The 20,731-nt window shown below is 60.2% G+C and carries 19 protein-coding genes and 5 pseudogenes; 12 read left to right on the top strand and 12 right to left on the bottom strand.

Annotated features, from left to right (window positions below; all coding sequences use genetic code 11):
- Positions 1-59: 59 nt before the first annotated feature.
- The 4 genes from EJ079_RS26515 (at position 60) to EJ079_RS26500 (ending at position 3,416) form a co-directional block, all read left to right on the top strand.
- Positions 60-584, top strand: coding sequence for a hypothetical protein (locus tag EJ079_RS26515; RefSeq protein ID WP_127810582.1), 525 nt, complete (start codon positions 60-62; stop codon positions 582-584).
- Between the two features lie 192 nt (positions 585-776).
- A complete protein-coding gene (locus EJ079_RS26510; protein ID WP_127323209.1) occupies positions 777-1,157 on the top strand; it encodes a cytochrome c family protein in 381 nt (126 codons plus the stop codon).
- Positions 1,158-1,294: 137 nt separating this feature from the next.
- On the top strand, positions 1,295-2,266 hold the full coding sequence (gene cyoE, locus EJ079_RS26505; protein WP_127396522.1) for a heme o synthase: 972 nt from the start codon (positions 1,295-1,297) through the stop codon (positions 2,264-2,266).
- A 337-nt stretch (positions 2,267-2,603) separates the two neighbouring features.
- Positions 2,604-3,416: a DUF2189 domain-containing protein gene (locus EJ079_RS26500; RefSeq protein ID WP_127379813.1), complete on the top strand. Its 813-nt coding sequence runs from the start codon at positions 2,604-2,606 to the stop codon at positions 3,414-3,416.
- A 49-nt stretch (positions 3,417-3,465) separates the two neighbouring features.
- Here the strand turns inward: EJ079_RS26500 and EJ079_RS26495 are convergent.
- The 10 genes and pseudogenes from EJ079_RS26495 to EJ079_RS26445 form a co-directional block, all read right to left on the bottom strand.
- Positions 3,466-3,940: pseudogene (locus EJ079_RS26495) on the bottom strand (aminoacyl-tRNA deacylase).
- Positions 3,941-4,117: 177 nt separating this feature from the next.
- Positions 4,118-4,519 carry a cytochrome C oxidase subunit IV family protein gene (locus tag EJ079_RS26490; RefSeq protein ID WP_127379815.1) on the bottom strand — a complete coding sequence of 134 codons (402 nt, stop codon included), beginning with the start codon at positions 4,517-4,519 and terminating at the stop codon, positions 4,118-4,120.
- 9 nt (positions 4,520-4,528) lie between these two features.
- The gene (locus EJ079_RS26485; RefSeq protein WP_127379816.1) at positions 4,529-5,251 is read right to left on the bottom strand and encodes a heme-copper oxidase subunit III family protein; all 723 of its coding nucleotides are present in this window, start codon (positions 5,249-5,251) and stop codon (positions 4,529-4,531) included.
- Between the two features lie 12 nt (positions 5,252-5,263).
- Positions 5,264-5,968: a cytochrome c oxidase subunit 3 gene (locus EJ079_RS26480; RefSeq protein WP_127396523.1), complete on the bottom strand. Its 705-nt coding sequence runs from the start codon at positions 5,966-5,968 to the stop codon at positions 5,264-5,266.
- Positions 5,965-7,734 (bottom strand): cytochrome c oxidase subunit I, encoded by a 1,770-nt coding sequence (gene ctaD / locus EJ079_RS26475; RefSeq protein ID WP_127321124.1) that lies wholly within the window; start codon positions 7,732-7,734, stop codon positions 5,965-5,967. The genes EJ079_RS26480 and ctaD overlap by 4 nt, the downstream gene beginning before the upstream one ends.
- 24 nt (positions 7,735-7,758) lie before the next feature.
- Positions 7,759-8,643, bottom strand: coding sequence for a cytochrome c oxidase subunit II (locus tag EJ079_RS26470; RefSeq protein ID WP_127321125.1), 885 nt, complete (start codon positions 8,641-8,643; stop codon positions 7,759-7,761).
- A gap of 154 nt (positions 8,644-8,797) precedes the next feature.
- Positions 8,798-8,998, bottom strand: a pseudogene (locus EJ079_RS26465) (JAB domain-containing protein); the annotation flags it as partial.
- Positions 8,999-9,113: 115 nt separating this feature from the next.
- Positions 9,114-9,692 (bottom strand): annotated as a pseudogene (locus tag EJ079_RS26460) (PfkB family carbohydrate kinase); the annotation flags it as partial.
- A gap of 254 nt (positions 9,693-9,946) precedes the next feature.
- Positions 9,947-10,090: pseudogene (locus tag EJ079_RS26455) on the bottom strand (JAB domain-containing protein); the annotation flags it as partial.
- A 785-nt stretch (positions 10,091-10,875) separates the two neighbouring features.
- On the bottom strand, positions 10,876-12,672 hold the full coding sequence (locus tag EJ079_RS26445) for an autotransporter domain-containing protein (RefSeq protein WP_127810579.1): 1,797 nt from the start codon (positions 12,670-12,672) through the stop codon (positions 10,876-10,878).
- A gap of 552 nt (positions 12,673-13,224) precedes the next feature.
- Here EJ079_RS26445 and EJ079_RS26440 point away from each other — a divergent pair.
- Positions 13,225-13,728: pseudogene (locus EJ079_RS26440) on the top strand (DJ-1/PfpI family protein); the annotation flags it as partial.
- Between the two features lie 47 nt (positions 13,729-13,775).
- On the opposite strand, the gene radC reads toward EJ079_RS26440, so the two are convergent.
- Positions 13,776-14,537 (bottom strand): DNA repair protein RadC, encoded by a 762-nt coding sequence (radC, locus tag EJ079_RS26435; protein ID WP_127810578.1) that lies wholly within the window; start codon positions 14,535-14,537, stop codon positions 13,776-13,778.
- 236 nt (positions 14,538-14,773) lie between these two features.
- Between radC and EJ079_RS26430 the strand changes: the two genes are divergently transcribed.
- The 3 genes from EJ079_RS26430 to EJ079_RS26420 are packed head-to-tail and all read left to right on the top strand — an operon-like array spanning position 14,774 to position 17,756.
- Positions 14,774-15,631, top strand: a complete 858-nt coding sequence (locus EJ079_RS26430) for a MipA/OmpV family protein (protein WP_127396957.1) — start codon at positions 14,774-14,776, stop codon at positions 15,629-15,631.
- 41 nt (positions 15,632-15,672) lie between these two features.
- The gene (locus EJ079_RS26425) at positions 15,673-16,434 is read left to right on the top strand and encodes a response regulator transcription factor (RefSeq protein WP_164873858.1); all 762 of its coding nucleotides are present in this window, start codon (positions 15,673-15,675) and stop codon (positions 16,432-16,434) included.
- Positions 16,431-17,756: a HAMP domain-containing sensor histidine kinase gene (locus EJ079_RS26420; protein ID WP_127810576.1), complete on the top strand. Its 1,326-nt coding sequence runs from the start codon at positions 16,431-16,433 to the stop codon at positions 17,754-17,756. Before EJ079_RS26425 ends, EJ079_RS26420 begins: the two co-directional genes overlap by 4 nt.
- Positions 17,757-17,782: 26 nt before the next feature.
- On the opposite strand, the gene map is transcribed toward EJ079_RS26420, so the two are convergent.
- The gene (gene map / locus EJ079_RS26415) at positions 17,783-18,610 is read right to left on the bottom strand and encodes a type I methionyl aminopeptidase (RefSeq protein ID WP_013532002.1); all 828 of its coding nucleotides are present in this window, start codon (positions 18,608-18,610) and stop codon (positions 17,783-17,785) included.
- 200 nt (positions 18,611-18,810) lie between these two features.
- Here map and EJ079_RS26410 point away from each other — a divergent pair, with 200 nt between their 5' ends.
- From EJ079_RS26410 to EJ079_RS34015, 4 genes are all read left to right on the top strand, one after another.
- Positions 18,811-19,233, top strand: a complete 423-nt coding sequence (locus tag EJ079_RS26410) for a hypothetical protein (protein WP_127272230.1) — start codon at positions 18,811-18,813, stop codon at positions 19,231-19,233.
- Between the two features lie 111 nt (positions 19,234-19,344).
- Entirely contained in the window at positions 19,345-19,584 is a 240-nt protein-coding gene (locus EJ079_RS26405) for a hypothetical protein (protein ID WP_127396082.1), read from the top strand.
- A 160-nt stretch (positions 19,585-19,744) separates the two neighbouring features.
- Entirely contained in the window at positions 19,745-20,041 is a 297-nt protein-coding gene (locus tag EJ079_RS26400; protein ID WP_127271426.1) for a DUF982 domain-containing protein, read from the top strand.
- Positions 20,042-20,087: 46 nt separating this feature from the next.
- On the top strand, positions 20,088-20,516 hold the full coding sequence (locus EJ079_RS34015; RefSeq protein WP_245481740.1) for a DUF6074 family protein: 429 nt from the start codon (positions 20,088-20,090) through the stop codon (positions 20,514-20,516).
- Positions 20,517-20,731: the final 215 nt, after the last annotated feature.

Raw genomic sequence — 20,731 nt, 5'->3', positions numbered from 1 at the left:
CCAAGCTTTGATCATTATCTGCGCTTCTATTGCAAGCCGCTTGGTTGTTGGAGGGCGTGTTGAGACTGTTCGTCGAATTGGGACACGCTTCGGCAATCGCGCTGGTCCTTGTCTCGGCCTGCGGCATTGCCCAGGCCGGCACGGTGTCTGACAACTGGCGCTTCGGCACGAGTGAAGACGGCCTCGTCACGGCCTCGCTCTATGCCACCAACAAGCTGATCACCGGCGGCGGTGCCTTGAGCTACAGCCCGATCCTGACGATTGCCTGCCGGGCAAACGGCGAGCCGCATTGGACTGAATGGCTGCAACTGAACGACGCTGTTTCGGCCAGCCGCAAGATCACCATGTCGATCACGGTCGATCAGGAGAGCAAGTTCGATGAAAGCTGGTCGGTCGGGCCGCGCGGCCGGATGCTGGTGCGCGATGGAGCCGACGGCATCAGGCGCCTTGTCGCCGCGAACCGGCTCCAGCTTTCGTGGCGGTTCGGGCTGCTGGCGGGGCGCGGCGAGGCCGATTTCGACCTCGCCGGGTTCGGAGAAGCGGTCAATCAGGTAGCCGGCAGCTGCAACACGGATGTACCTTGAGCCACTGTAGGCCACCTAAACCTTGTACGGTCGACCTCTTCTACCCGCCGGCCAGACTCTGTGGTATATAGGTGCCGTAATTCCATTTGGGGGGAGAAGCGGATAATCTGTTCCGCCGTGCAAGGCCTATTGCTGGTGTGATCGGCACGCGCGGATCGTCTCGGGCACATTTGACGATCAGGGAGGAAAGTCATGCGCTTAGTCGCGTTTTTCGCCGTCATCTCTGTTGCAACCTTCGTCGCCGGTCCATCGCAGGCTCAGGATGCTGCTGCTGGCGAGAAGGTCTTCGCCAAATGCAAGGCCTGCCACATCGTGGAGGAGGACAAGAACAAGATCGGTCCATCGCTGCACGGCGTCATCGGCCGCACCGCGGGGACGCATCCAGATTTCAAATATTCCGATGCCATGATTGCGGCCGGCAAATCCGGCCTCAAATGGGATGAATCAACACTGACGACCTATCTTCACGATCCCAAGGCCATGGTAAAAGGGTCCAAGATGGCGTTTGCCGGCCTCAAGAACGATGCGGACGTGGCCAACGTCATTGCCTATCTGAAAACGTTCTCCAAGTGACCTGACACCTCCGTCCTGCGTTTAACCTCTTGTTTTACTGTGATCTTATCCGAACCAGGGCAGCGTAAGCAAAGACCGGTTTTCAGTTTTCGCTCGCGCCTTTAGTTCGGATCATGGCCCAGGTGCTTCCATCAGAGATGTCGACTAGGGAAAACCGCCTCAAGGATACCGACATCCGCCTCTCGGAAGCGACTGCGGGTGATTTCTTCGCGCTTTTAAAGCCGCGGGTCATGGCGCTTGCTGTATTCACTGCGTTCGTTGGCCTGATGGCGGCGCCCGGTGCGATGAATCCGGTCATCGCCGTGATTGCAATCGGTGCGATTGCGATCGGAGCAGGAGCGGCCGGGGCTCTCAACATGTGGTACGACGCCGACATCGACGCGCTGATGTCGCGCACATCAAAGCGGCCGGTTCCGTCAGGCCGCGTCACGCCGGGTGAAGCCCTCGGCTTCGGCCTGGTGCTTTCCGCACTTTCGGTCATCACGCTCGGCGTGCTGGTGGGCTGGCTTGCCGCATCGCTGCTGGCCTTCACCATCTTCTTCTACATTGTCATCTATACGATGTGGCTGAAGCGCTCGACGCCGCAGAACATCGTCATCGGCGGCGCGGCGGGTGCCCTTCCTCCTGTCATCGGCTGGGCGGCCGCCACTGGCGCGATCGGCGTTGAAAGCTTCATCCTGTTTCTGATCATCTTTCTGTGGACGCCGCCGCATTTCTGGGCACTCGCGCTGTTCAAGGTCGGCGACTACGCCGCTGCGGGTATCCCGATGATGCCGAACGTGGTTGGCTTGGCCTCGACCAGAAAACAGATATTCGCCTATTCGCTGCTCCTGGCGCCAATCGGCGTGCTGCCCTGGGCGTTCGGATTCGCGAGTGGGTTCTATGGAATTGTTTCGACTGCATTGGGCGCGGGTTTCATCTGGCACGCCTGGAAGGTCCTGATCGCTCCCGAAGAGGAGATGAAGCCTGCAAAGGCGCTGTTTGCCTTCTCGATTTTCTATCTTTTCGCGATCTTTGCCATACTGCTTGCCGATACGATCGCGATGCGAGCGTCCACGTCAACTGGAGTTGACGGCAAGACCGCTGTTAACGGAATACTGGTCGGATGAGGCAGCCAGTCTGTACTGCCGAATTGAAGGCGTTGCGGACCAGAATCGGCTCGAACATCACGAAGGAATCGCACAGAATCCCAGGATCAGCAGGGCGACCACGCCGAGGCCGAGTATGAGAAGCGTCCTTCCATCCATGACCTTCACCTTTGAACCCGAGAATATCGAAAAAAGACCACCAGAGCTAGCCGAACCGCCGGGACCCTTCTGACAAAGGGCGACAAGTCTCTGGCAAGAGAGTATGTTGATTGCGGTGCAGGTCGCGGTTTTGCGTGGCCACGCAAACGGCAGCACCGCGAAGCCGCGACCTTACCGGACCTGGTCTGGAGGAATGGTCATGGCTAGCTTTCATGTGATAGCAGGCGCCAGCGAGACGCTGGAACATACCAAAATTCGAAAAATCGGTGTTTCCGACCTTTTCGACGCGCTCAGGCGGGGCGTCGACGATTTCATGGTCAAACCGTCACATATCGTTTTTCTCTGTCTGATCTATCCGCTCGTGGGTGTCGTGCTCGCCGCCTGGACTTCGGGCGCCAATGCGTTGCCGTTGCTGTTTCCGCTGGTCTCCGGTTTCGCCTTGATTGGCCCATTCGCGGCGATAGGCCTCTATGAAATCAGCCGCAGACGGGAAGCCGGCGTGGACTCCTCCTGGAGGCATGCTTTCGAGGTCAGGAATTCTCCGGCGCTGCCGGCCATTGCCGCGGTCGGCATCATGCTGTTTGCAATCTTCATCACCTGGCTTTTGACCGCGCAGATGTTCTACCAATACCTTTTCGGCCCGGCTCCGCCTGAATCGATATCCGGCTTCATCAATGAAATATTTGCCACCGGACGTGGCTGGACGCTGATTATCCTGGGGCACGCCATAGGCTTGGTCTTCGCTGTGGTGGTGTTGTGCACAACGGTCGTCGCCTTCCCATTGTTGCTCGACCGGGACGTCGGCGCCTACGAAGCCATCCACACCTCGGTGCGTGTGGTGCTGGCGAACCCGATCACCATGGCCGTGTGGGGCCTGATCGTCGCCGTCGCCCTGATTATCGGCTCGCTGCCGGTGTTCGTCGGGCTGGCTGTCGTGTTGCCGATCCTCGGTCACGCCACCTGGCATGTCTACCGCAAGGTCGTGGAGCCGCCCGCAAGGCCGGCGGTTTGAGCAAAGTCTCCTCGCCGCACAGGCGAGGGGGCGGTTCTGATCGAAACTGTCAGTAAGCCGGGTGACTGAAGCGAGCCTGGTGTGCGCACATGATCAGGTTACGGAAATCCGCGCCACTGACATGCACCAGCGTTCTATGGTCGCCGCCTTCGAAGTAGACGTCGGCGGCATCGGCGAGGCTTTCTTTGACAATCACCGCGTACATCATAGGCAGCGCCGATCGGCGGAATGGCGCCGGTGTCGCAATCATCGAAGAGCGAAACCACCTCGTCTTCGGAGGCGAGTCCGAGACGCTTGTCCATGACATCTTGCAACCTGCCAAGTTCGATCCTGTGGGTGCTCGGAACGACGGCCAGCGTATAGCCAAGCTCGTGGTGAACGACCACGGATTTCGCCAGGATGCTGCCGGGCACATGCGCGGATATTGCCGACTGCCGGCTTGTTGAAGTGCGATGATGGGCGACGGTGTCGTAGGAAATTCCCTTGCCGTCGATGAAATCCCTTAATCTGTTTGCGATCGTCATCTTGGCCTCCCTTGCCAGACTTCGCGACGCGCGTAGAACGAGAGAAGTCATTCTGCCGATGTCGCTTCCGATATCTGGAAAATGGACCAGCCGCCCGTTGTTTCAAGGCAACCGAACGGCAAGCAGCATCGTCGCACAACTGAAGTCGGGGCAGATGGATCTCACCCAGCTCTTGATTCAGGGCCCGTCTCCGAAAAACACCAACCGGGTGAAAAGCGTGTAATCCGCTTCGAAGACCATCATTGCCACGAACACAAGCACCAGTATCGGCGGCAGGATGATCGCATAGGTCAGCGCCAGCCGCTCCCAAGCCATGTGCATGAAGAAGGCGACGATCAGGCCCGCCTTGAGCATCATGAAGATCAGGATCAGCGACCATCTGAGATAGCCGTGGAGGCCAAAATAATCGACCATGTAGGAACAGGCGCTTAGGATGAACAGCCATGCCCAGACCACCAGATAGAGTTTGATCGGGTGTTCCTGATGGACCTCGGCATGGGGGGCAGCCGTCCGAGCTTCATGGGCGTGACCAGCGCCAAGTCCGTGTTGTCCGAGGCCGTTTGCGGTTGCTTCAGCCATATCTGCCTCTCACCAAAGATAGAAGAAAGCGAAAATGAACACCCAGACCAGGTCGACGAAGTGCCAGTAGAGCCCCATGATCTCGACGCTCTCGTAGTGACCCCTGCGGCTGGTGAAGAAGCCGCGCCGTCCGGTGTCGTAGTCTCCGCGCCAGACCTTGCGCGCCACGATGAGCAGGAAGATTACCCCGATCGTCACATGGGTGCCGTGGAAACCGGTGATCATGAAGAAAGACGAACCGAATTGTGCGGCGCCCCAGGGGTTGCCCCAGGGCCGCACCCCCTCAGTGATCAGCTTGGTCCATTCGAAGGCTTGCATGCCGACAAAGGTCGCGCCGAGTGCCGCGGTCAGAAGCATCAGAATTGCCGTCTTCCGGCGGTCGCGGCGATAGCCGAAATTGACCGCCATGGCCATCGTGCCGCTGCTCGAGATCAGCACGAAGGTCATGATGGCGATCAGGATTAGCGGAACATTCGAGCCGCCTATGTGCAGCGCAAAGACCTCGCTCGGGTTGGGCCACGGCACGCGCGTCGAAATACGCGCGGTCATGTAGGAGAGCAGGAAACAGCCGAAGATGAAGGTGTCGCTGAGCAGGAAGATCCACATCATGGCCTTCCCCCAGGACACGTTCTTGAACGCCCGCTGATCCGAGGACCAGTCGGCGGCAATGCCTTGCCAACCCGCTGGCCGGGGCGTCGTTTGGCTGATATGCGTCATTGTCGTCTCGGACATCCGCTTGATCCCTTAGGTCAGCAATTGTCGGCAAATGTCTATGAACGTAGCGCCCCAGCCGGCAAGCAGGGCGAATATGGCGAGCCAGACGAAAAGCAGGAAATGCCAGTACATGGCGCACAGCTCGACGCCGAGGCGAAGCCGTTCCGGCCGCGCTCCATTCCAGGCGCCGGCAGTCGTTCTGCCGAGACCGACCAGCCCGCCGAGTATGTGCAGGCCATGCATGCCGGTGATTAGGTAGAAGAAGCTGTTGGCCGGATTGGAGCTCAGCAGATAGCCGTCTTCGGCCAACTGCCGCCATGCCACCAACTGCCCGACCAGGAAGGCAAGCGCCGTGAGCCCGGCTGTGGCGAGGCCGAGTCTGACCATATCGCTCTGCCGCTTGCGCGCGGCGGCCGAGGCGCATTGCAGCGCGACGCTGCTGAGCACCAGCACGCCGGTGTTGAGCCAGAGCAGGCGCGGCAGCGGCAGCGGCTGCCAGTCCGACAGCGCCATGCGCATGAAGTAGGCGCTGGTGAACAGCGCGAACAGGCAGCCTACAACGGCGAGGAAGACACCGAGGCCGATCTTAGCCGTCGGCAGCGCCGAGCGGTCGAGGGCGACAAAATCCTCGGCCATGCCTTGCTCGAGCCATGGCTTCGACATCAGCCGCTGATGGGAAAGCCACCATCCGACAAAGGCGACGACCACCAGCAGGAAGACCAGGATGACGCTCATGCCGGCTCCTTGTAGGTGCCGAAGGAGCCTGGCACGTTCTGCGGAATGAAATCCTCCTTGGCGCCCGGCACGCTGTAGTCATAGGCCCAGCGATAGACGATCGGCAGATCCTTGCCGAAATTGCCGTGGGCCGGCGGGGTTTCGGACGTCTGCCATTCGAGCGTCGTGGCGCGCCAGGGATTGCCGCCGGCCTCACGGCCGTGACGGATGCTCCAGATCAGGTTGAACAGGAACACGATCTGGGCAAAGCCGACGATGAACGCCATGATGCTGATGAAGGAGTTCAGGTGGTGGGCCGATTCCGTCATGATCGTCATGTCGGTCAGTTCGGCATAGCGCCGTGGCAGGCCCACTAGGCCAAGATAGTGCATGGGGAAGAAGATCAGATAGGCGCCGAGGAACGTGACCCAGAAGTGGAACTGGCCGAGCGTCTCATTCAGCATCCGACCGGTTACCTTGGGGTACCAGTGGTAGATTGCGCCGAAAATCACGAGGATTGGAGCGACGCCCATGACCATATGGAAATGCGCAACCACGAACATCGTGTCCGACAATGGAACGTCGACGACGACGTTGCCAAGAAACAGGCCGGTCAAGCCGCCGTTGACGAAGGTGACGATGAAGGCCAGGGCAAAGAGCATCGGTATGGTGAGATGGATGTCGCCGCGCCACAGCGTCAGCACCCAATTGTAGACCTTGATGGCGGTCGGCACGGCGATGATCAATGTCGTGGTGGCGAAGAAGAAGCCGAAATAGGGGTGCATGCCGCTGACATACATGTGGTGAGCCCAGACCACGAAGCTCAGCGCGCCGATGCCGACGATCGCCCAGACCATCATCCGGTAGCCGAAGATGTTCTTGCGCGCATGGGTGCTGATCAGGTCGGAGACGATGCCGAAGGCCGGCAGTGCCACGATGTAGACCTCGGGGTGACCGAAGAACCAGAACAGATGCTGGAACAGGATCGGGCTGCCGCCGCCATGCTGCAGTTGTTCGCCCATCTCGACGATCGCCGGCATGAAGAAGGAGGTGCCGAGCGCACGGTCAAACAACATCATCACGCAGGCGACGAACAGCGCCGGGAAGGCGAGCAGCGCCATGACGGTGGCGGTGAAGATGCCCCAGACCGTCAATGGCAGGCGCATCAGCGTCATGCCCCGCGTGCGGGCCTGCAGCACCGTCACGACATAGTTCAGGCCGCCCATGGTGAAGCCGATGATGAACAGGATCAGTGAGACAAGCATCAGGATGATACCCCAGTCCTGGCCGCCTGGCGTACCGGTCATGATGGCTTGCGGCGGATAAAGCGTCCAGCCGGCACCCGTCGGTCCGCCGGGCGCAAAGAAGCTCGACACCAGAACCACCACGGCAAGCAGATAGATCCAGTAGCTCAGCATGTTGACATAGGGGAAAACCATGTCGCGAGCTCCGACCATCAGCGGGATCAGGTAGTTGCCGAAGCCGCCCAGGAAGAGCGCCGTGAGCAGGTAGACCACCATGATCATCCCGTGCATGGTGATGAACTGGTAATAGGCTTCCGGGGTGATGAAGTCGAACGTGCCGGGGAAACCGAGCTGCAGCCGCATCAGCCAGGACAGCACCAGCGCCACCATGCCGATTGCCGTCGCCGTCGCCGAATACTGGATGGCGATGACCTTGGCGTCCTGCGAGAAGATATACTTCGTCCACCAGCTGTGCGGATGGTAGAGTTCCATTTCCGGGACTTCGGCGGCCGGGACCGCATCTGCAGGCGTGATATCGACCATAGGAGGAGTTCCTCCGTGCCCTTTTCAGCGGGACCCGACAGTTTCGAGTTTTGCCGCAACTTTTAAAGCTGATGCCGTTGCCTTGCCCGGCGCCTGTTGCGCCGAGCCCGTCTGCTGGGGCGCCGACAATTGCGCGAATGTCTGCTGCTGGTCGAGCCAGGCCACATAGTCCTGCTCGGTGTCGACTATGACGATGCCATTCATCAGAGGGTGGCCTTGGCCGCAAAGCTCGGCGCACAGCACCTGGAAGGTTCCTGTCTTGGTCGGCGTGAACCAGAAATAGGTGACCGAGCCCGGGATCATGTCCATCTTGGCGCGGAACTCCGGCACGTAGAAATCATGCAGCACGTCGATCGAGCGGAGCAGCATCTTGACCGGCTTGCCGACCGGCAAATGCAAATCAGCCGCTTCGACCACGACATCGTCCTGACCGTTGGGATCGCCGGCGATCACGCCCAGCGGATTGTCCGCGGTGACCTCGCGGGTGTCGGATCTGCCAAGCTTGCCGTCCTTGCCAGGCAGACGAAAACTCCACTGCCACTGCTGGCCGACGACTTCGACCACGGTTGCGTCGCTGGGAACGTTGACGAACTGGCTCCAGACGAACAGGCCGGGAACCAGCAACGCCGTAACCCCGACCGCGGTGACGATCGTCAGCCACGATTCGAGGCGCTTGTTTTCCGGTTCGTAGGCAGCCCGATTCCCTTCCCGATGACGGAAGCGGAAGACGCAATAGGCCATGAACAGAACCACGGCGGCGAAGACGACACCGGTGATCCAGAAGGTGATGCTGATGGTGTTGTCGATATAGCCCCAGTTCGAGGCAATAGGCGTCCACCACCATGGACTCAGCAGGTGAAACAGCACCGAGCCCACAACGATCAAAACGAGTACAAGCGCTACGGCCATGTCCCGTCCTCCCGGCATTCAAAGGGCGATCGAAGCTGTCCCGGCGAATGCCAAGTTCATCATAGCTCTTTTTGCGATCGAAATTCCAGAGCCGACTATCTTGACGGGAAAAATACCGCCTTTTTGCTACAGCGACCTTCGAGAAGGGCCGTTCCTAGATCAGCAGCAGGCCCTTCATGCTCGAATAGCCCTTGCGCCCGATGATGACATGGTCGTGCACGCCAATACCCAGCCGCTTGCCCGCCTCGATGATCTCCTTCGTCATTTCTATATCGGCTCGTGAGGGTGTGGGGTCGCCTGACGGGTGATTGTGGACCAGGATGATGGCGGTGGCCGAGAGTTCGAGGGCGCGCCTTCCAGCCCGCCTGATGAAAGCGAGCGATGGACGCGGTCATCGTCTCGTAGTGGAAGCCTTCGATATGAAGGCAGGCCGGACGTTGCTCGGGCTGGATATCCAGATTGGCTGTCAGGTCGACCTCGCCAAGCTCGAACGGTTCGCTGATGATCGTCCGGCTGCCATTGCGCTCGATGATCACGATCGCCTGGGAGAGGCGGTTGTTGGGCGTGTTGCGGATCGGCAAGGCGTGGACACCCAGTTTCGAAAGCGCGCCGAGCGCCCAATCGCTCTCTGGATCCTGGCCAACTGCTGTCGCCAGTTCAACGTCCAGCGCGTAGGGTGCTCCGATGCCGGCGGCGGCAACCGCGAGATTGGCCGCGGGGCCACCCAGCGCCTTGTCGATGTGGCTGGCGGTGATCCGGTCGTCGCGATGCGGCAGCACGTCGACGCGGCACAGGAAGTCGACACTCACCCTACCTGCGACCAGAAGTCTTGGCAGGTGATCTAGGTTCTTTGGCCTGCGTGGTGCGCGGCCCGGCAGTGAGCGCGCAAAGGAGCTCGGCCGATACATCAGCGCGGCAACCGCCTTCTCGATGCGGTCGCGCGTGCCTTCCTTCAGGCTTGCCGTTCCATTGATGAAGTTCGACACCGTGCCGATGGAGACACCGGCGGTTCGTGCGACATCCGCTATGGTCGGGCGCTTGCGTTGCAATGGCGGAGTTCCAATTGAAGCGTTTCAAAACGGTAGCAGCGAAAATGCGATGCCTCACCGGAATTGTCTTCTAAAAATCAAGAGAGCACTCCTCTCGATTGGAAGTTTAATCCAGAGATAGAGCGGACCTTGGGCCCTCTTTCCAAGATTGAACAATTTTCAAATTTTTTGGTAAAAGATTGTGCAAGCGAATTTCCTGCACTTCATTCGATCGCCCGGGCTTGATCGGACGGTCTTGGCATGCCCCCGGCCCGTCAGATCAGCAACAGGCCCTTCATGCTGGCATATCCCTTCAGCCCGACGATGATCTGGTCATGCACCGCGATGCCCAGCCGCTTGCCCGCCTTGATGATCTCCTTCGTCATTTCGATATCGGCTCGTGAGGGTGTGGGGTCGCCCTTCTGGGATGCGTAGGGAACTCTATTCGCGAGGTTCACGATTGCTCATGTTCCTTCCCGTTGAGTCGATTTGTCGCGCGACACTTAACGGTTTGCTGATTTGCCCATTGGTTTAGGTCGGCCACGGGATAGACGATGGACTTTCCAATCTTCACGAACGCTGGCTCGACGCGCATTGCTCGCCAGTTGACCAATGTCCCGGTCGAGATAGCGCCGCGACTTCGCGCAAGACTGAAAGCGGGTTCTGACCAAGGTAGAACCATCGCGGCTGCCGGCTAGAAAAAGGCCGGAGGGAAGTGCGATCATTTAGTCTGATGCTCCGGGCAGGATCAACCAGCAGGGCCCTCCGAAGGCGGAGCGAACACGGCGGATACTGTCGGCGCGCCACCACGCTGGTTACTGCCGAGCCGCCGGGAGCACCCCAGCGTAGAGTTGGCAGCGACCGATGGCCCGACAAAATGCTCCGACCGTCTCAGGCGATGACTGCTTTGCGCCCTCTTTCCGGTCATTCCGAACTGAGGCTCGATCTCCCAGAGGCGGCCTTTGCAATGAGGTCTCTCTAAAATCCGAGGTCGCGATGCGGCACCAGTCCGGCGATGCGCGCAAAAGGCGCCCGATCCACGCACGTTGGATCGGCGTGAGCCGGGCGGCAATAGTGTTAATTGCCACGGTCTAAGAAGCAACGACTATCAGGGTGGTAGTAGAAACTCGTGGGACAATTAGATTCTACTCGGCCGCGCAAGTGTAGCCTGTGAAAGTCCGCGCAAACCTCAATACACTATCGGCTAGAACTGCCCGCCGACACTGGCTCTCACGCCGTGCCTACGGCTGTCCTCGAAGCCGAAGTTGCCGGTGTAGTCCAGCCCCAACCGCATGCCGTTATTCAAGTGAAGATCTGCACCCAACCCTAGCGTGACCTGGTTCTGCGCAAAAGCTTGTGTTTGAACATTATAAATCAAGCCTTCCGGAAGATCTGCGTAACGGATATCAACGGAGCTGTCGCCCTCAAACTCGTGCATATATTCAAGCCTTAGACGCGGGGTCAGTGTGCCGACTTCAAGTGCTAAATCGGTAGACGCCGCAAAGCCCAGCGAGCCACCAAAGCTGTCAACCTGCTGCCTGCCATACGCAAGCGAGTATTCGCCGGCCCCTGTTTCCGAAAAGCCGTTCAAGATCGACGACGAGCCCGACAACCTAGCAAACGGCGTCAGCTTCCACGCTCTCAGCTGCGTGTCATACCCCGCGGTAAGCGATGCGTAAAACTGGTCACCATCTCGGTCGCCGCTCCCAAACGCACCTGAGCTCGTATCAAAACGCCTTGAGTTGAAGTCGAATGAGCCATAGCCGATCAACGCATCGACAAAGAAACTCGGTGTTGCCATAAAACTTCCGTAGATAGCCGCGCTTATCGCTTCGCCGTCGCTAGTCGTGCCGTTTGTACCTATGTCACTGCTGTCGGTACTGTAGCCCAAAGAAATGCCGCCAACGAAACGCTGGCTGAAACGGTAGTCGACACCTGCCGTGAGATTGTAAGCGATCGAGTCACGCCCAGCCTCGCCTGCACGGTCAGTACTGCCAACATCGACCGAGCCACTCGTCCACATCGACAGGCCGAGCTTCTGCGCGCCGTCATCACAAAGTTCGTTGAGTTGCGGCGTTGACAGTCTCTCGGTGCCGCCATCAGCGTCAGGACCGGAAAGCTGAACAGTGTTGGCAAGAAACTGGCGGCAGCTCTCGTCGTGCAGAGCCGCCATGCGCCGGTTGATGTTGTCCATCTGGCTCTGGGCGAACTGCTGCGCAGCCTGCGCCTGCGCCGTTAACAATCCGCGCACATCTGGATCGGTCGATGGATCGGGCCGCGCCTGCACGGTAATCGTCACGGTTGCGGGGTCGGATACGCCACCCGGCCCCGTTAGCGTGTAGTTAACGACTACGACCCCTTCGAACACAGGTGTTGCGTCAAACTGCAGAGCGTAATTGGGCGCGCCAACGATGGTTGAGACACCGCCCTCCACGGGAAGACTGGACACGATAGTTGCCGCCGAGAACGGCCCCCCGGTCGCGCCGGGAGTCAATGGCACAGTGACAGTCGCACCTGCCAAAACAGTGGCCGTCAAGTTCGGTGCCGTTGGCRGAGCGGCATCRTCGTTGAGGATCGTGCCAASCCCCTGACCATCGGCGATGGTGACATTGACCGGGTTGCTCAGRTTGAGCGTAAACGTCTCATCCGGCTCSRAAATCGTGTCGCCATTTACCGGGACATTGATTGTCGCCGTCGTGGCACCAGGCAGAAACGTAAGGCCCACAGACTGAGCCRCATAATCGGAACCTGCAGTCGCTGTACCGTCGGCCGTCCCCACCTGCACGCTGATAGAGTTAGCGCTCGCGCTGCTCAGTGTCACCGCAAACTGGGCTGACGTGGTCCCCGCATCGCCCTCGACAATGGCAACGTCGCCGACCGAGATCGTTTGTGCAAAAGCCGGGTTAGCCGCGGCCGCTGCGAATGCCAGAACGCACAATGGAACAGTGAAGCATGACCGAGACGCGCGCAGTAACCACGAATAAATCAAATAAAACTGCATCGGCCACCCCTCCGAGAGCGATTCGCATTAAATCTAGTGACAGGCACATCACCAGCCATCGCCAATAAAAATTGTTGGATTTTGCAGTTATGTGGCAATCGTGCAACATGCCCCGATTGCCTTTGGCTGCAGCTAGCTAGGAGCAGCGGTGCGTAAGTATTGAACTAAGACTGCAAGCGCCAGCCCGCGCTATTTGCATAGCTCTCTAGCAAGCCCCGCAGCTTTCGCGACCGGCTGGATGCCTCAGCTTGAGCAGACTCGGCCTGGATATTGCGAAAACGTTCGCGCTTCACCGGGGACTCCGACCAATGTCCTTCCAGTGTTTTGTCTGTGTCCACTCCGATGCCGATGCGGATGTTCACGTGCAGCACGCGCTTGTTAAGCCGGCGAGCAAGGTCAGTTCGCTCATCGGCGTCTCACCGAAGCAGTAACCAACCGGCGCCAGCTTTGCGCCGCATATCGGTCAGTGCGGCGATTTCGCGGGTACTGAAAACCGACACCACCATATGACAGAGCTGCAGGCCTAGTTACCGGGGAAGCAGCGGCGGATGCGATCAGACCTACACCGAAAAGCCCGGTCACAACGCGCTGATCAACAAGACCTTTTCCGACGCCGAGAAGCAGTTGAGCCAGTACGATGCTGTCTACTGCGCCAGCGGTCGTGGCCCCGAATATATCCGCACCGACAAGCGCGTGCAGGCGATGGTGCGTCATTTTCACGAAGCGAAAAAGCCGATCTTCACGATCTGCCATGGCGTCCAGATTCTGATTGCGGTCGACGGCGTCGTCCGCGGCAAGAAGGTGGCGGCGCTCGCGGCTTGCGAGCCGGAGGTGACGCTTGCTGGCGGCACCTACATCGATCTATCTCCCACCGATGGCTATGTGGACGGGACGATGGTGTCGGCCAAAGGTTGGACGGCGCTTGCGGCGTTCATCCGTGAATGCCTGAAGGTGCTGGGAACGGAAATCCGCCACGCCCGAGCCTTTTGCCGGGTCTCGGCGCCAGCGCCCCAGCTGAGCGCCGGTCCCTGCATTTGCCGGCGCGATCGGCGTTGAGCGTCGCGCCAAATGCGCATGGCAGGCCAGGCAGGTAGCATCAAGCTTCAGATCAGCAGCAGGCCCTTCATGCTGGAGTGGCCTTTCCTGCCGATGATGATGTGGTCGTGGACGGCAATGCCAAGCGGTTTTGCCGTCTCGATAATCAGCTTCGTCATCTCGATGTCGGCGCGCGACGGCGTCGGGTCGCCCGACGGGTGATTGTGGACCAGGATGATGGCGGTGGCCGAGAGTTCGAGGGCGCGCCTGACCACCTCGCGCGGATAGACGGGCGTATGGTCGACGGTGCCTGTCTGCTGAACCTCGTCGGCGATCAGCGCGTTCTTCTTGTCGAGGAACAGGATGCGGAACTGCTCGCGCGCCTCGAAGGCCATGACCGACCGGCAATAGGCAAGAAGCTGTGTCCAGGACGAGAGGACTTCGCGACCCTGCACCTCTCCGCGCGCCATGCGCTGCGCGGTTGCCGCGACGATCTTGAGATCGAGCGCCACCGCAGGGCCAATGCCCTTGATTTCCTGCAAGAGGCCAACCGGCGCCCCGAGCACTTCGGCCAGCGTGCCGAAGCGCGCCAGCAGCGCCTTGGCCGCCGGTTTGGTGTCGGCACGAGGGATCAGGCGAAAAAGCAGAAGTTCCAGAAGTTCGTAATCGGGCAGGGCGTCCGGACCCGCCAGGGCAAAACGCTCGCGCAGTCGGTCGCGGTGACCGAGGTAATGCGGCTTTTCGTCGAGCGTAGCCTTGGCTTTCGCCGCAGGCCGCATCGGCGCTTCGGAGAAGAAACTCCGCTCGTCGTCGTCGTTTGTGTTCCCCATACACCGCCCACATTGCTCCAGCGCAGACATTAGAACTGTTCTGGCCGGGATTGAAACAGTTCTGTTCCCCGATCGCGAGACGCCCCACGGCAGATCGTGGCCATGGCTTTCTCATACGGCAAGATGAAACCACGATTGCGCAACAAAACTTAACATCACTTAACGCATGCGGCCACTTTCACCTGACATGTTGGCGCCATCGGAGGCTCGTTGCCTCGCTATACTGGAGCGCACGCATGTTCACCAAAATTGACTCTGGACTGTTTGCCCGCCGGGCATCTCTTGCGGCCATGGCAATCCTGCTTTCAGCCCATTCGGAGGGCGCACTCGCGGCCGACGCCATTGCCGTCGATACCGACGATTTCACCCCGCCGCCCGAGCCTTCCCGTTTCGGGCGCATCGAACGGAAACTGTCCGACTGGCATGTCGTGGTCGGCGGCGGCGCCATCATCGTCCCCAAATACGAAGGCAGCAATGAGTTCAAGATCATGCCGGTGCCTTTCGTCACGGCGACATTCCTCGACACGGTGACGATCGACCCGACAGGTGCCAACATCGCCGTCTATGAACAAGGACCGTTCGCGTTCAGCGCTCGGCTTGGCTACGAGATGGGCCGCAAGGAAGACGACTCCGACCATCTGCGCGGCTTGGGGGACGTCGACATGGGCGCGACGGTCGGCGTGAAGGCAGCGGCGAAGTTCGGTCCGGCCGAAATATTCGCGCAACTCGACAAGACCATCGGCGGCAGCGATGGCCTTGAGGGCAGGGTGGGGATCGAGGTGACCCGGCCTCTGTCTCAATCGTTGATGATCGGCGCCAGCGCGTCCGCCGTCTTCGCCGACGAAAATTACATGCAGGCCTATTTTGGTGTCACGCCCGAACAATCGGCTCGCTCGGGGCTGGCGCGCTATGATGCCGGTGCCGGTTTGAAGCGCGCCGATTTTTCGATTTCCGCCACATATATGCTCGACGAGAGCTGGATGGTGCGCGGCGAAGCGGGGGCCGGTGTTCTCTTGGGTGACGCTGCCGACAGCCCTGTTGTCGTCGAAAAGATCCAGCCTTCAGGGATGCTTCTCGTCGGATATCGGTTCTGACGCCTACCCAGGCACCAAATGCAGGCTAGACAAACTCCGGAATGGCACAGCAACGGCACCAAAGCGATTTGAGCGCCGAATCCAGGTCGGCATGGCAAGGTTCGCGCATCCTCATTGTCGAAGACGATCTTGAGATCGCGCGCATGCTGGGCGAGACGCTCACCGACAACGGCATGATCGTGGAAATTGCCGAGAGCGGCGTCCAGATGAACGCCGCGCTTCGCAACCAGAAATTCGATCTCATCGTGCTCGATGTCATGCTGCCGGGCGAAAACGGTCTCAACATCTGCCGCCGTCTTCGGGCCGGAACCAACATTCCGATCCTGATGCTGACCGCGCTCGGCGAGGAAATCGACCGCATCTTCGGGCTGGAAATCGGCGCCGACGACTATGTGACGAAACCGTTCAGCGCGCGCGAACTGACGGCCAGGATACGGGCGCTGCTGCGCCGTACAGCCTATGCTCCAGACGAGCGGGACTGGTCGAAGGTGCTCCGTTTCAACGGCTGGCGCCTCGATCCAATACGCCGGCAATTGCATGACCCCAACAATGCGCGGGTTACGACCACGACACATGAATTCGACCTGTTGCTTGCCTTTTGTCGCAATGCGGGCCGGGTTCTCTCTCGCGAGGAACTTCTGGGCGTAACCCATGCCGGGCTCGCGGGGCCGATCGAGCGTAGCGTCGATGTCCATATCAGTCGAATCCGCAGGAAGATCGAAAAGGATGCGCGCGATCCGGTGCTTTTGAGGACCGTTCGGTTGGGTGGCTACATCTTCACCGCGACGGTGGAGGAAGCATGAGTGGTATCCTCCGCCGTTTCCTGCCGCAGTCCGTGCGTGGGCAGTTTGTGGCGATCATTTTCATCGCGGTGATCGTGATCATGTTCGTCGGCTCGGTCGTTGAGAGTTTCATAGAGAACGTCGACCTTCCCGCCGCGGAAGATAACGCAAGGCGTGCAGGCGTTGTTGCTGCCTTGTTGCAAGAAACGCCGGCGGAGGCGCGTAGCGCAATTCTGGCGACAGCAAAGCGGGCCGGCTTTGATTTCGAGATATTGCCTAAGGACCAGATAGCCGGCATTCCCCAGTCCTATCTGCAATGGCGAAGTGTCGAATGGCTTTTGCGTATCGACAGGGGGACGGTTGATGGACGCTGGCTAAGGATCGGCGGCCGATACGCGTTTGTCATCGACTTGGACCAGCAGGACGTCCTGGCCCATTTTGGCATGCCCGATTCCTGGCTGACATCAGGCCTCGTCCGTGCCTCGTTCTACAGGTTCATGGCTTTCGTCGCCTTGCCCGTGCTGATCTGGCTGTTTGCGGTTTGGGCCGTGACGGATCCATTGAAGCGCATCTCGGCAGCAGTCGGTTCCGCCGAGATCGAGAATGGCGACCAGCTCTTCGTCGAACACGGCTCCATTGAAATGGTGGGATTGGCGCGCGCCCTGAACAGGATGAGGACGCGCATCCGCACGATGATCGAAAACCGCACGCGCATGTTGCGCAGCGTCAGTCATGATCTGCGCACGCCGTTGACGCGGCTGCGGCTTCGCGCCGAGCGTATGGATGATGGCCCCATCCGAACCGCAATCCTGTCCGATGTCCAGCACATCGAAATCTTGATCGACGAGACCCTGACCTATCTGCGCAACGATGTTTCGACGGAGAAGCTGCAGCGCGCCGACATTGCCAGCGTTCTGCAAACCGTCTGCGCCGAATTCTCCGATGTCGGATTTCCTGTCTCATATTCCGGGCCGGACCGGCTCCTGGGCTGGTGCAAGCCCAATGCATTGGCGCGTGCGATCGCCAATCTCTGCGACAACGGGGTCAAATTCGCTGGCAACGTTACGGTCGCCTTGACGGCGACCGGCACGGCGGCGCGCATCACGGTAGGGGACGACGGGCCGGGTATTCCGATGACGGCACGCGCCCGTGTTTTCGAACCATTCTTCAAGGAAGATGCGTCGCGCGGCATTGCATCGAAGCATGGCTTCGGTCTGGGCCTCTCGATCGTTGCCGACATCGTCCAGGGCCACGGCGGCAGGATCGAATTGCAGGACAACCAGCCCAGCGGACTGGTCGTCACCATCGACCTGCCGAATGCCGCTGGCGTGCAGTCGGCATAGACGGCCTCCTACCGGGTAGACGCGCTCTAAGCCGGCAGGCCGGGGCGATCGAGCTTTTTGGGCGACAGCGTGAAAATCTCGCACCCTGTGTCGGTCACGCCGATCGTGTGCTCGTACTGCGCCGACAGCGAGCGGTCGCGCGTCACCGCAGTCCAGCCGTCCGACAGAACCTTCACGTGCGGCCTGCCCAGATTGATCATCGGCTCGATGGTGAAGATCATGCCTGGCCGCATCTCGACGCCTTCATTGGCGCTGCCGTAATGCAGGATGTTCGGCGCGTCATGGAACAACTGGCCGACGCCGTGGCCGCAGAAGTCGCGCACCACCGAGCAGCGCTCGCCTTCGGCAAAGGTCTGGATGGCGGCGCCGATGGCGCCGGTGCGGGCGCCCGGCCTGACCGCTGCAATGCCGCGCATCAGGCATTCATGCGTGACTTCGAGCAGGCGCTCGGCGGCGCGCTTGATCGTGCCGACCGGATACATGCGCGAAGAATCGCCGTGCCAGCCGTCGAGGATATAGGTGACGTCGATGTTGACGATGTCGCCATCCTTGAGCGGCTTGTTGTCGGGAATGCCATGGCAGACGACATGGTTGATCGAGGTGCAGGACGATTTCGTGTAGCCGCGATAGTTGAGCGTCGCCGGCAGCGCGCCGTGGTCCATGCCGAATTCGAAGACGAAGCGGTCTATTGCTTCGGTGGTGACGCCGGGCTGGACCATCGGCACCAGCTCGTCGAGGCAGCGTGCGGTGAGATCGCATGCCTTGCGCATGCCGGCAAAGCCGTCCTCGCCATAGAGGCGGATCTGGCCGGTATTTCTGAGCGGGGCCGTGGCAGCGTCGAGATAGGTGACCATTTTGTCCGTGTAGCGGGTAGGGCTCTGCAGGAGAGCCAGCGTGAAAATTTCCCCAGATTTGGCACTTGAGGGCAAAAGGTTCAAGGAAGAACTGTCTGATGCGGCCGCGCGCTTCCCGATATTTGCCTCGCAAGGGCGATGTCTTGCCGGTTTTTGCCCGGTTTGCTTCCCTTTCTGGCCATGGTGCGTTAGGGCGGGTGATGTTTTCGAGATCGCGACCCTTCGCGGCGGCCAGGCAAACCGGATGGCCTGAAGCGCCGCTGACGGCAGCGTGCTCATGCCTGATGGGCATGGTGCTGCTCGCGATGCTGTGCTTCGGCCTGCCGGTGGCGTCAGGCTTTGCGGGGTCTGCGCCAAGCGGTGTCAGCGTCGGTGTCGAGCGGTCGGGCGAAGTGGCGGCGCTGCTGCGTGTCACCGGCAAGGCGCAAGCGCTGGAGGTTCGTGCCGGCCGTCCGGTCCTGGTCAAGTTCGCCGGCGGCCACCCCGCGCTTCCGGTCCCCGACGCTGTTTTTCTTTGGGCCGAACGGCCATCGCAAAGAGCGATGGTTTCGGGATATGGGGCCGCCTCGGTTCCCGGGGCGAGCACCAACCAGCCGCGCGCACCCCCGACCATCACGGCCTGAGCGGCCCAGGGCCGTACCCCCACCTCATCGCTATTCCTGTTCGCGTAGTGATCGTGCGGCGGCTGTCGGTCGCGCGGCGGTCGCGCGGCGCGTCATTTCCGGATTTTTTCAATGCAACAACGCATCAAGACCTTCAAAACCCTGTCGCGCGTGGCCTCGGCTGCCGCGTTCCTCTGCGTCCAGGCGCTCATCTGCATCGGAACCGTCTATTGGGCGGTTGCCGAGACGCTCGGCCTGTCGGCGATGGCGGCCCTTGTTCTCGGCGGCATCTTCGCCGTGCCGACGGTATTTGTACTGATCACCGCCAGTCGCATGGCCTTCGACGCGGAGACGGATCCGGCGAACCAGTGAGCATATGTCACCCCAGGACAGATCTCGGGTGCGCGATTTGTTTGGCGCGACATGGCGGCCCGCGACCCAAGTGACGACACATTTCTGGGCCAGAGGCCGGTCAAAGCAACTTTTGACGACGAACGGCGTTGCCTCGGCGATGCCGTTCGGGAGACAGGAAATGGATAGACTGCAATTCGAGGTGCCTGTGCGCATAGCGCCTGGACCCGGTCTGCCAGTCGAGGAAATCTATGGCGTCGAACAGGCGCTCGATTTTCTCCAGGACTGGCCTGCGCGCCGTCAGGGCCCGATCTATCAGAAAGCGTTCAACGCCTGCTTTGGCGCCACGGTGGACGTGGTCAAGACCGAGGATGCCTGCCGGGCGTTCATGGCGTTTTGCCGCGCCAGTGGACTGATGGCCAGGGACATGATGACGCCGCGCAAGCGCGGCGGTGAGGCGAGGGCGCTCCAGGCCTGAGGGCTGTGCCCTGTTCGTTGCCCGATCAAAACACCGGCGATCGTGTTTGAACGCACGCGGCAATGTCGTGAGCGCGCCGCTGCGCGCGTTTCGTCCCGACGACTGCACCGCACCAAGGCCGGCCCTGTTAAGCTTCCGTTTCCATCTTCCCGGCTACGCCTTTGCTTGTTGGCAATGGTTGATTCGTTGCGTCAGTCTCATGGTTTGGAAGATGTCCCCAGAAAAAGTCCGTGCATTCCCGATCGACCGTCAGGTATTCTTGGTCAGGGAGGTTGCCGCCAAGCTCGGCAATCTGCATGGCGAGACCGCCACCTCGTTCTGGAGAGCCAAGGCGTCGGAGTTGCTCGATCTCGTCGTCGGGTCCGGCAGGGACAGAACGGCAGCCAGCGATGAAGTGCGCAGGTTTTTCCTGGCCGTGCAGCGAGAGATGTTGGCTGATACGGTCGCAGAGTCGATGCCAATTCTTTCCGCTTGAAGCAAATCCTGAACCTCCAGCCTCAATACATGCTTCAATAATTTGTAAATACGTTTGCTCCGGTGTGGTTTTCGGAGACCCGGTCGTTGTTCGCGCGGTCTCGGCTGCGAATCCGGCAATTTCCCGCCGGCCTTGAGGGGCGGCCCACTCTGAGACATCGACGCGCTTGCGCGTAGGTCAGCCAGCGAAACACTTTTTTTTGAAGCCAATCGACC

The organism is Mesorhizobium sp. M7A.F.Ce.TU.012.03.2.1 (genome assembly GCF_004006095.1).
Lineage (GTDB): Bacteria > Pseudomonadota > Alphaproteobacteria > Rhizobiales > Rhizobiaceae > Mesorhizobium.
This window is presented reverse-complemented; position numbering and strand designations above follow the sequence as displayed.

What these genes read in the sequence shown, in the direction of transcription:
- radC (WP_127810578.1), bottom strand. Translation starts at nt 14,537, where the DNA reads ATGGGGAACACAAACGACGACGACGAGCGGAGTTTCTTCTCCGAAGCG.
- EJ079_RS26425 (WP_164873858.1), top strand. Translation starts at nt 15,673, where the DNA reads ATGGCACAGCAACGGCACCAAAGCGATTTGAGCGCCGAATCCAGGTCG.
- EJ079_RS26405 (WP_127396082.1), top strand. Translation starts at nt 19,345, where the DNA reads ATGCAACAACGCATCAAGACCTTCAAAACCCTGTCGCGCGTGGCCTCG.
- EJ079_RS26480 (WP_127396523.1), bottom strand. Translation starts at nt 5,968, where the DNA reads ATGAGCGTCATCCTGGTCTTCCTGCTGGTGGTCGTCGCCTTTGTCGGA.
- EJ079_RS26510 (WP_127323209.1), top strand. Translation starts at nt 777, where the DNA reads ATGCGCTTAGTCGCGTTTTTCGCCGTCATCTCTGTTGCAACCTTCGTC.
- EJ079_RS26420 (WP_127810576.1), top strand. Translation starts at nt 16,431, where the DNA reads ATGAGTGGTATCCTCCGCCGTTTCCTGCCGCAGTCCGTGCGTGGGCAG.
- map (WP_013532002.1), bottom strand. Translation starts at nt 18,610, where the DNA reads ATGGTCACCTATCTCGACGCTGCCACGGCCCCGCTCAGAAATACCGGC.
- cyoE (WP_127396522.1), top strand. Translation starts at nt 1,295, where the DNA reads ATGTCGACTAGGGAAAACCGCCTCAAGGATACCGACATCCGCCTCTCG.
- EJ079_RS26410 (WP_127272230.1), top strand. Translation starts at nt 18,811, where the DNA reads ATGTTTTCGAGATCGCGACCCTTCGCGGCGGCCAGGCAAACCGGATGG.
- EJ079_RS26470 (WP_127321125.1), bottom strand. Translation starts at nt 8,643, where the DNA reads ATGGCCGTAGCGCTTGTACTCGTTTTGATCGTTGTGGGCTCGGTGCTG.
- EJ079_RS26485 (WP_127379816.1), bottom strand. Translation starts at nt 5,251, where the DNA reads ATGTCCGAGACGACAATGACGCATATCAGCCAAACGACGCCCCGGCCA.
- EJ079_RS26400 (WP_127271426.1), top strand. Translation starts at nt 19,745, where the DNA reads ATGGATAGACTGCAATTCGAGGTGCCTGTGCGCATAGCGCCTGGACCC.
- ctaD (WP_127321124.1), bottom strand. Translation starts at nt 7,734, where the DNA reads ATGGTCGATATCACGCCTGCAGATGCGGTCCCGGCCGCCGAAGTCCCG.
- EJ079_RS26490 (WP_127379815.1), bottom strand. Translation starts at nt 4,519, where the DNA reads ATGGCTGAAGCAACCGCAAACGGCCTCGGACAACACGGACTTGGCGCT.
- EJ079_RS26500 (WP_127379813.1), top strand. Translation starts at nt 2,604, where the DNA reads ATGGCTAGCTTTCATGTGATAGCAGGCGCCAGCGAGACGCTGGAACAT.
- EJ079_RS26430 (WP_127396957.1), top strand. Translation starts at nt 14,774, where the DNA reads ATGTTCACCAAAATTGACTCTGGACTGTTTGCCCGCCGGGCATCTCTT.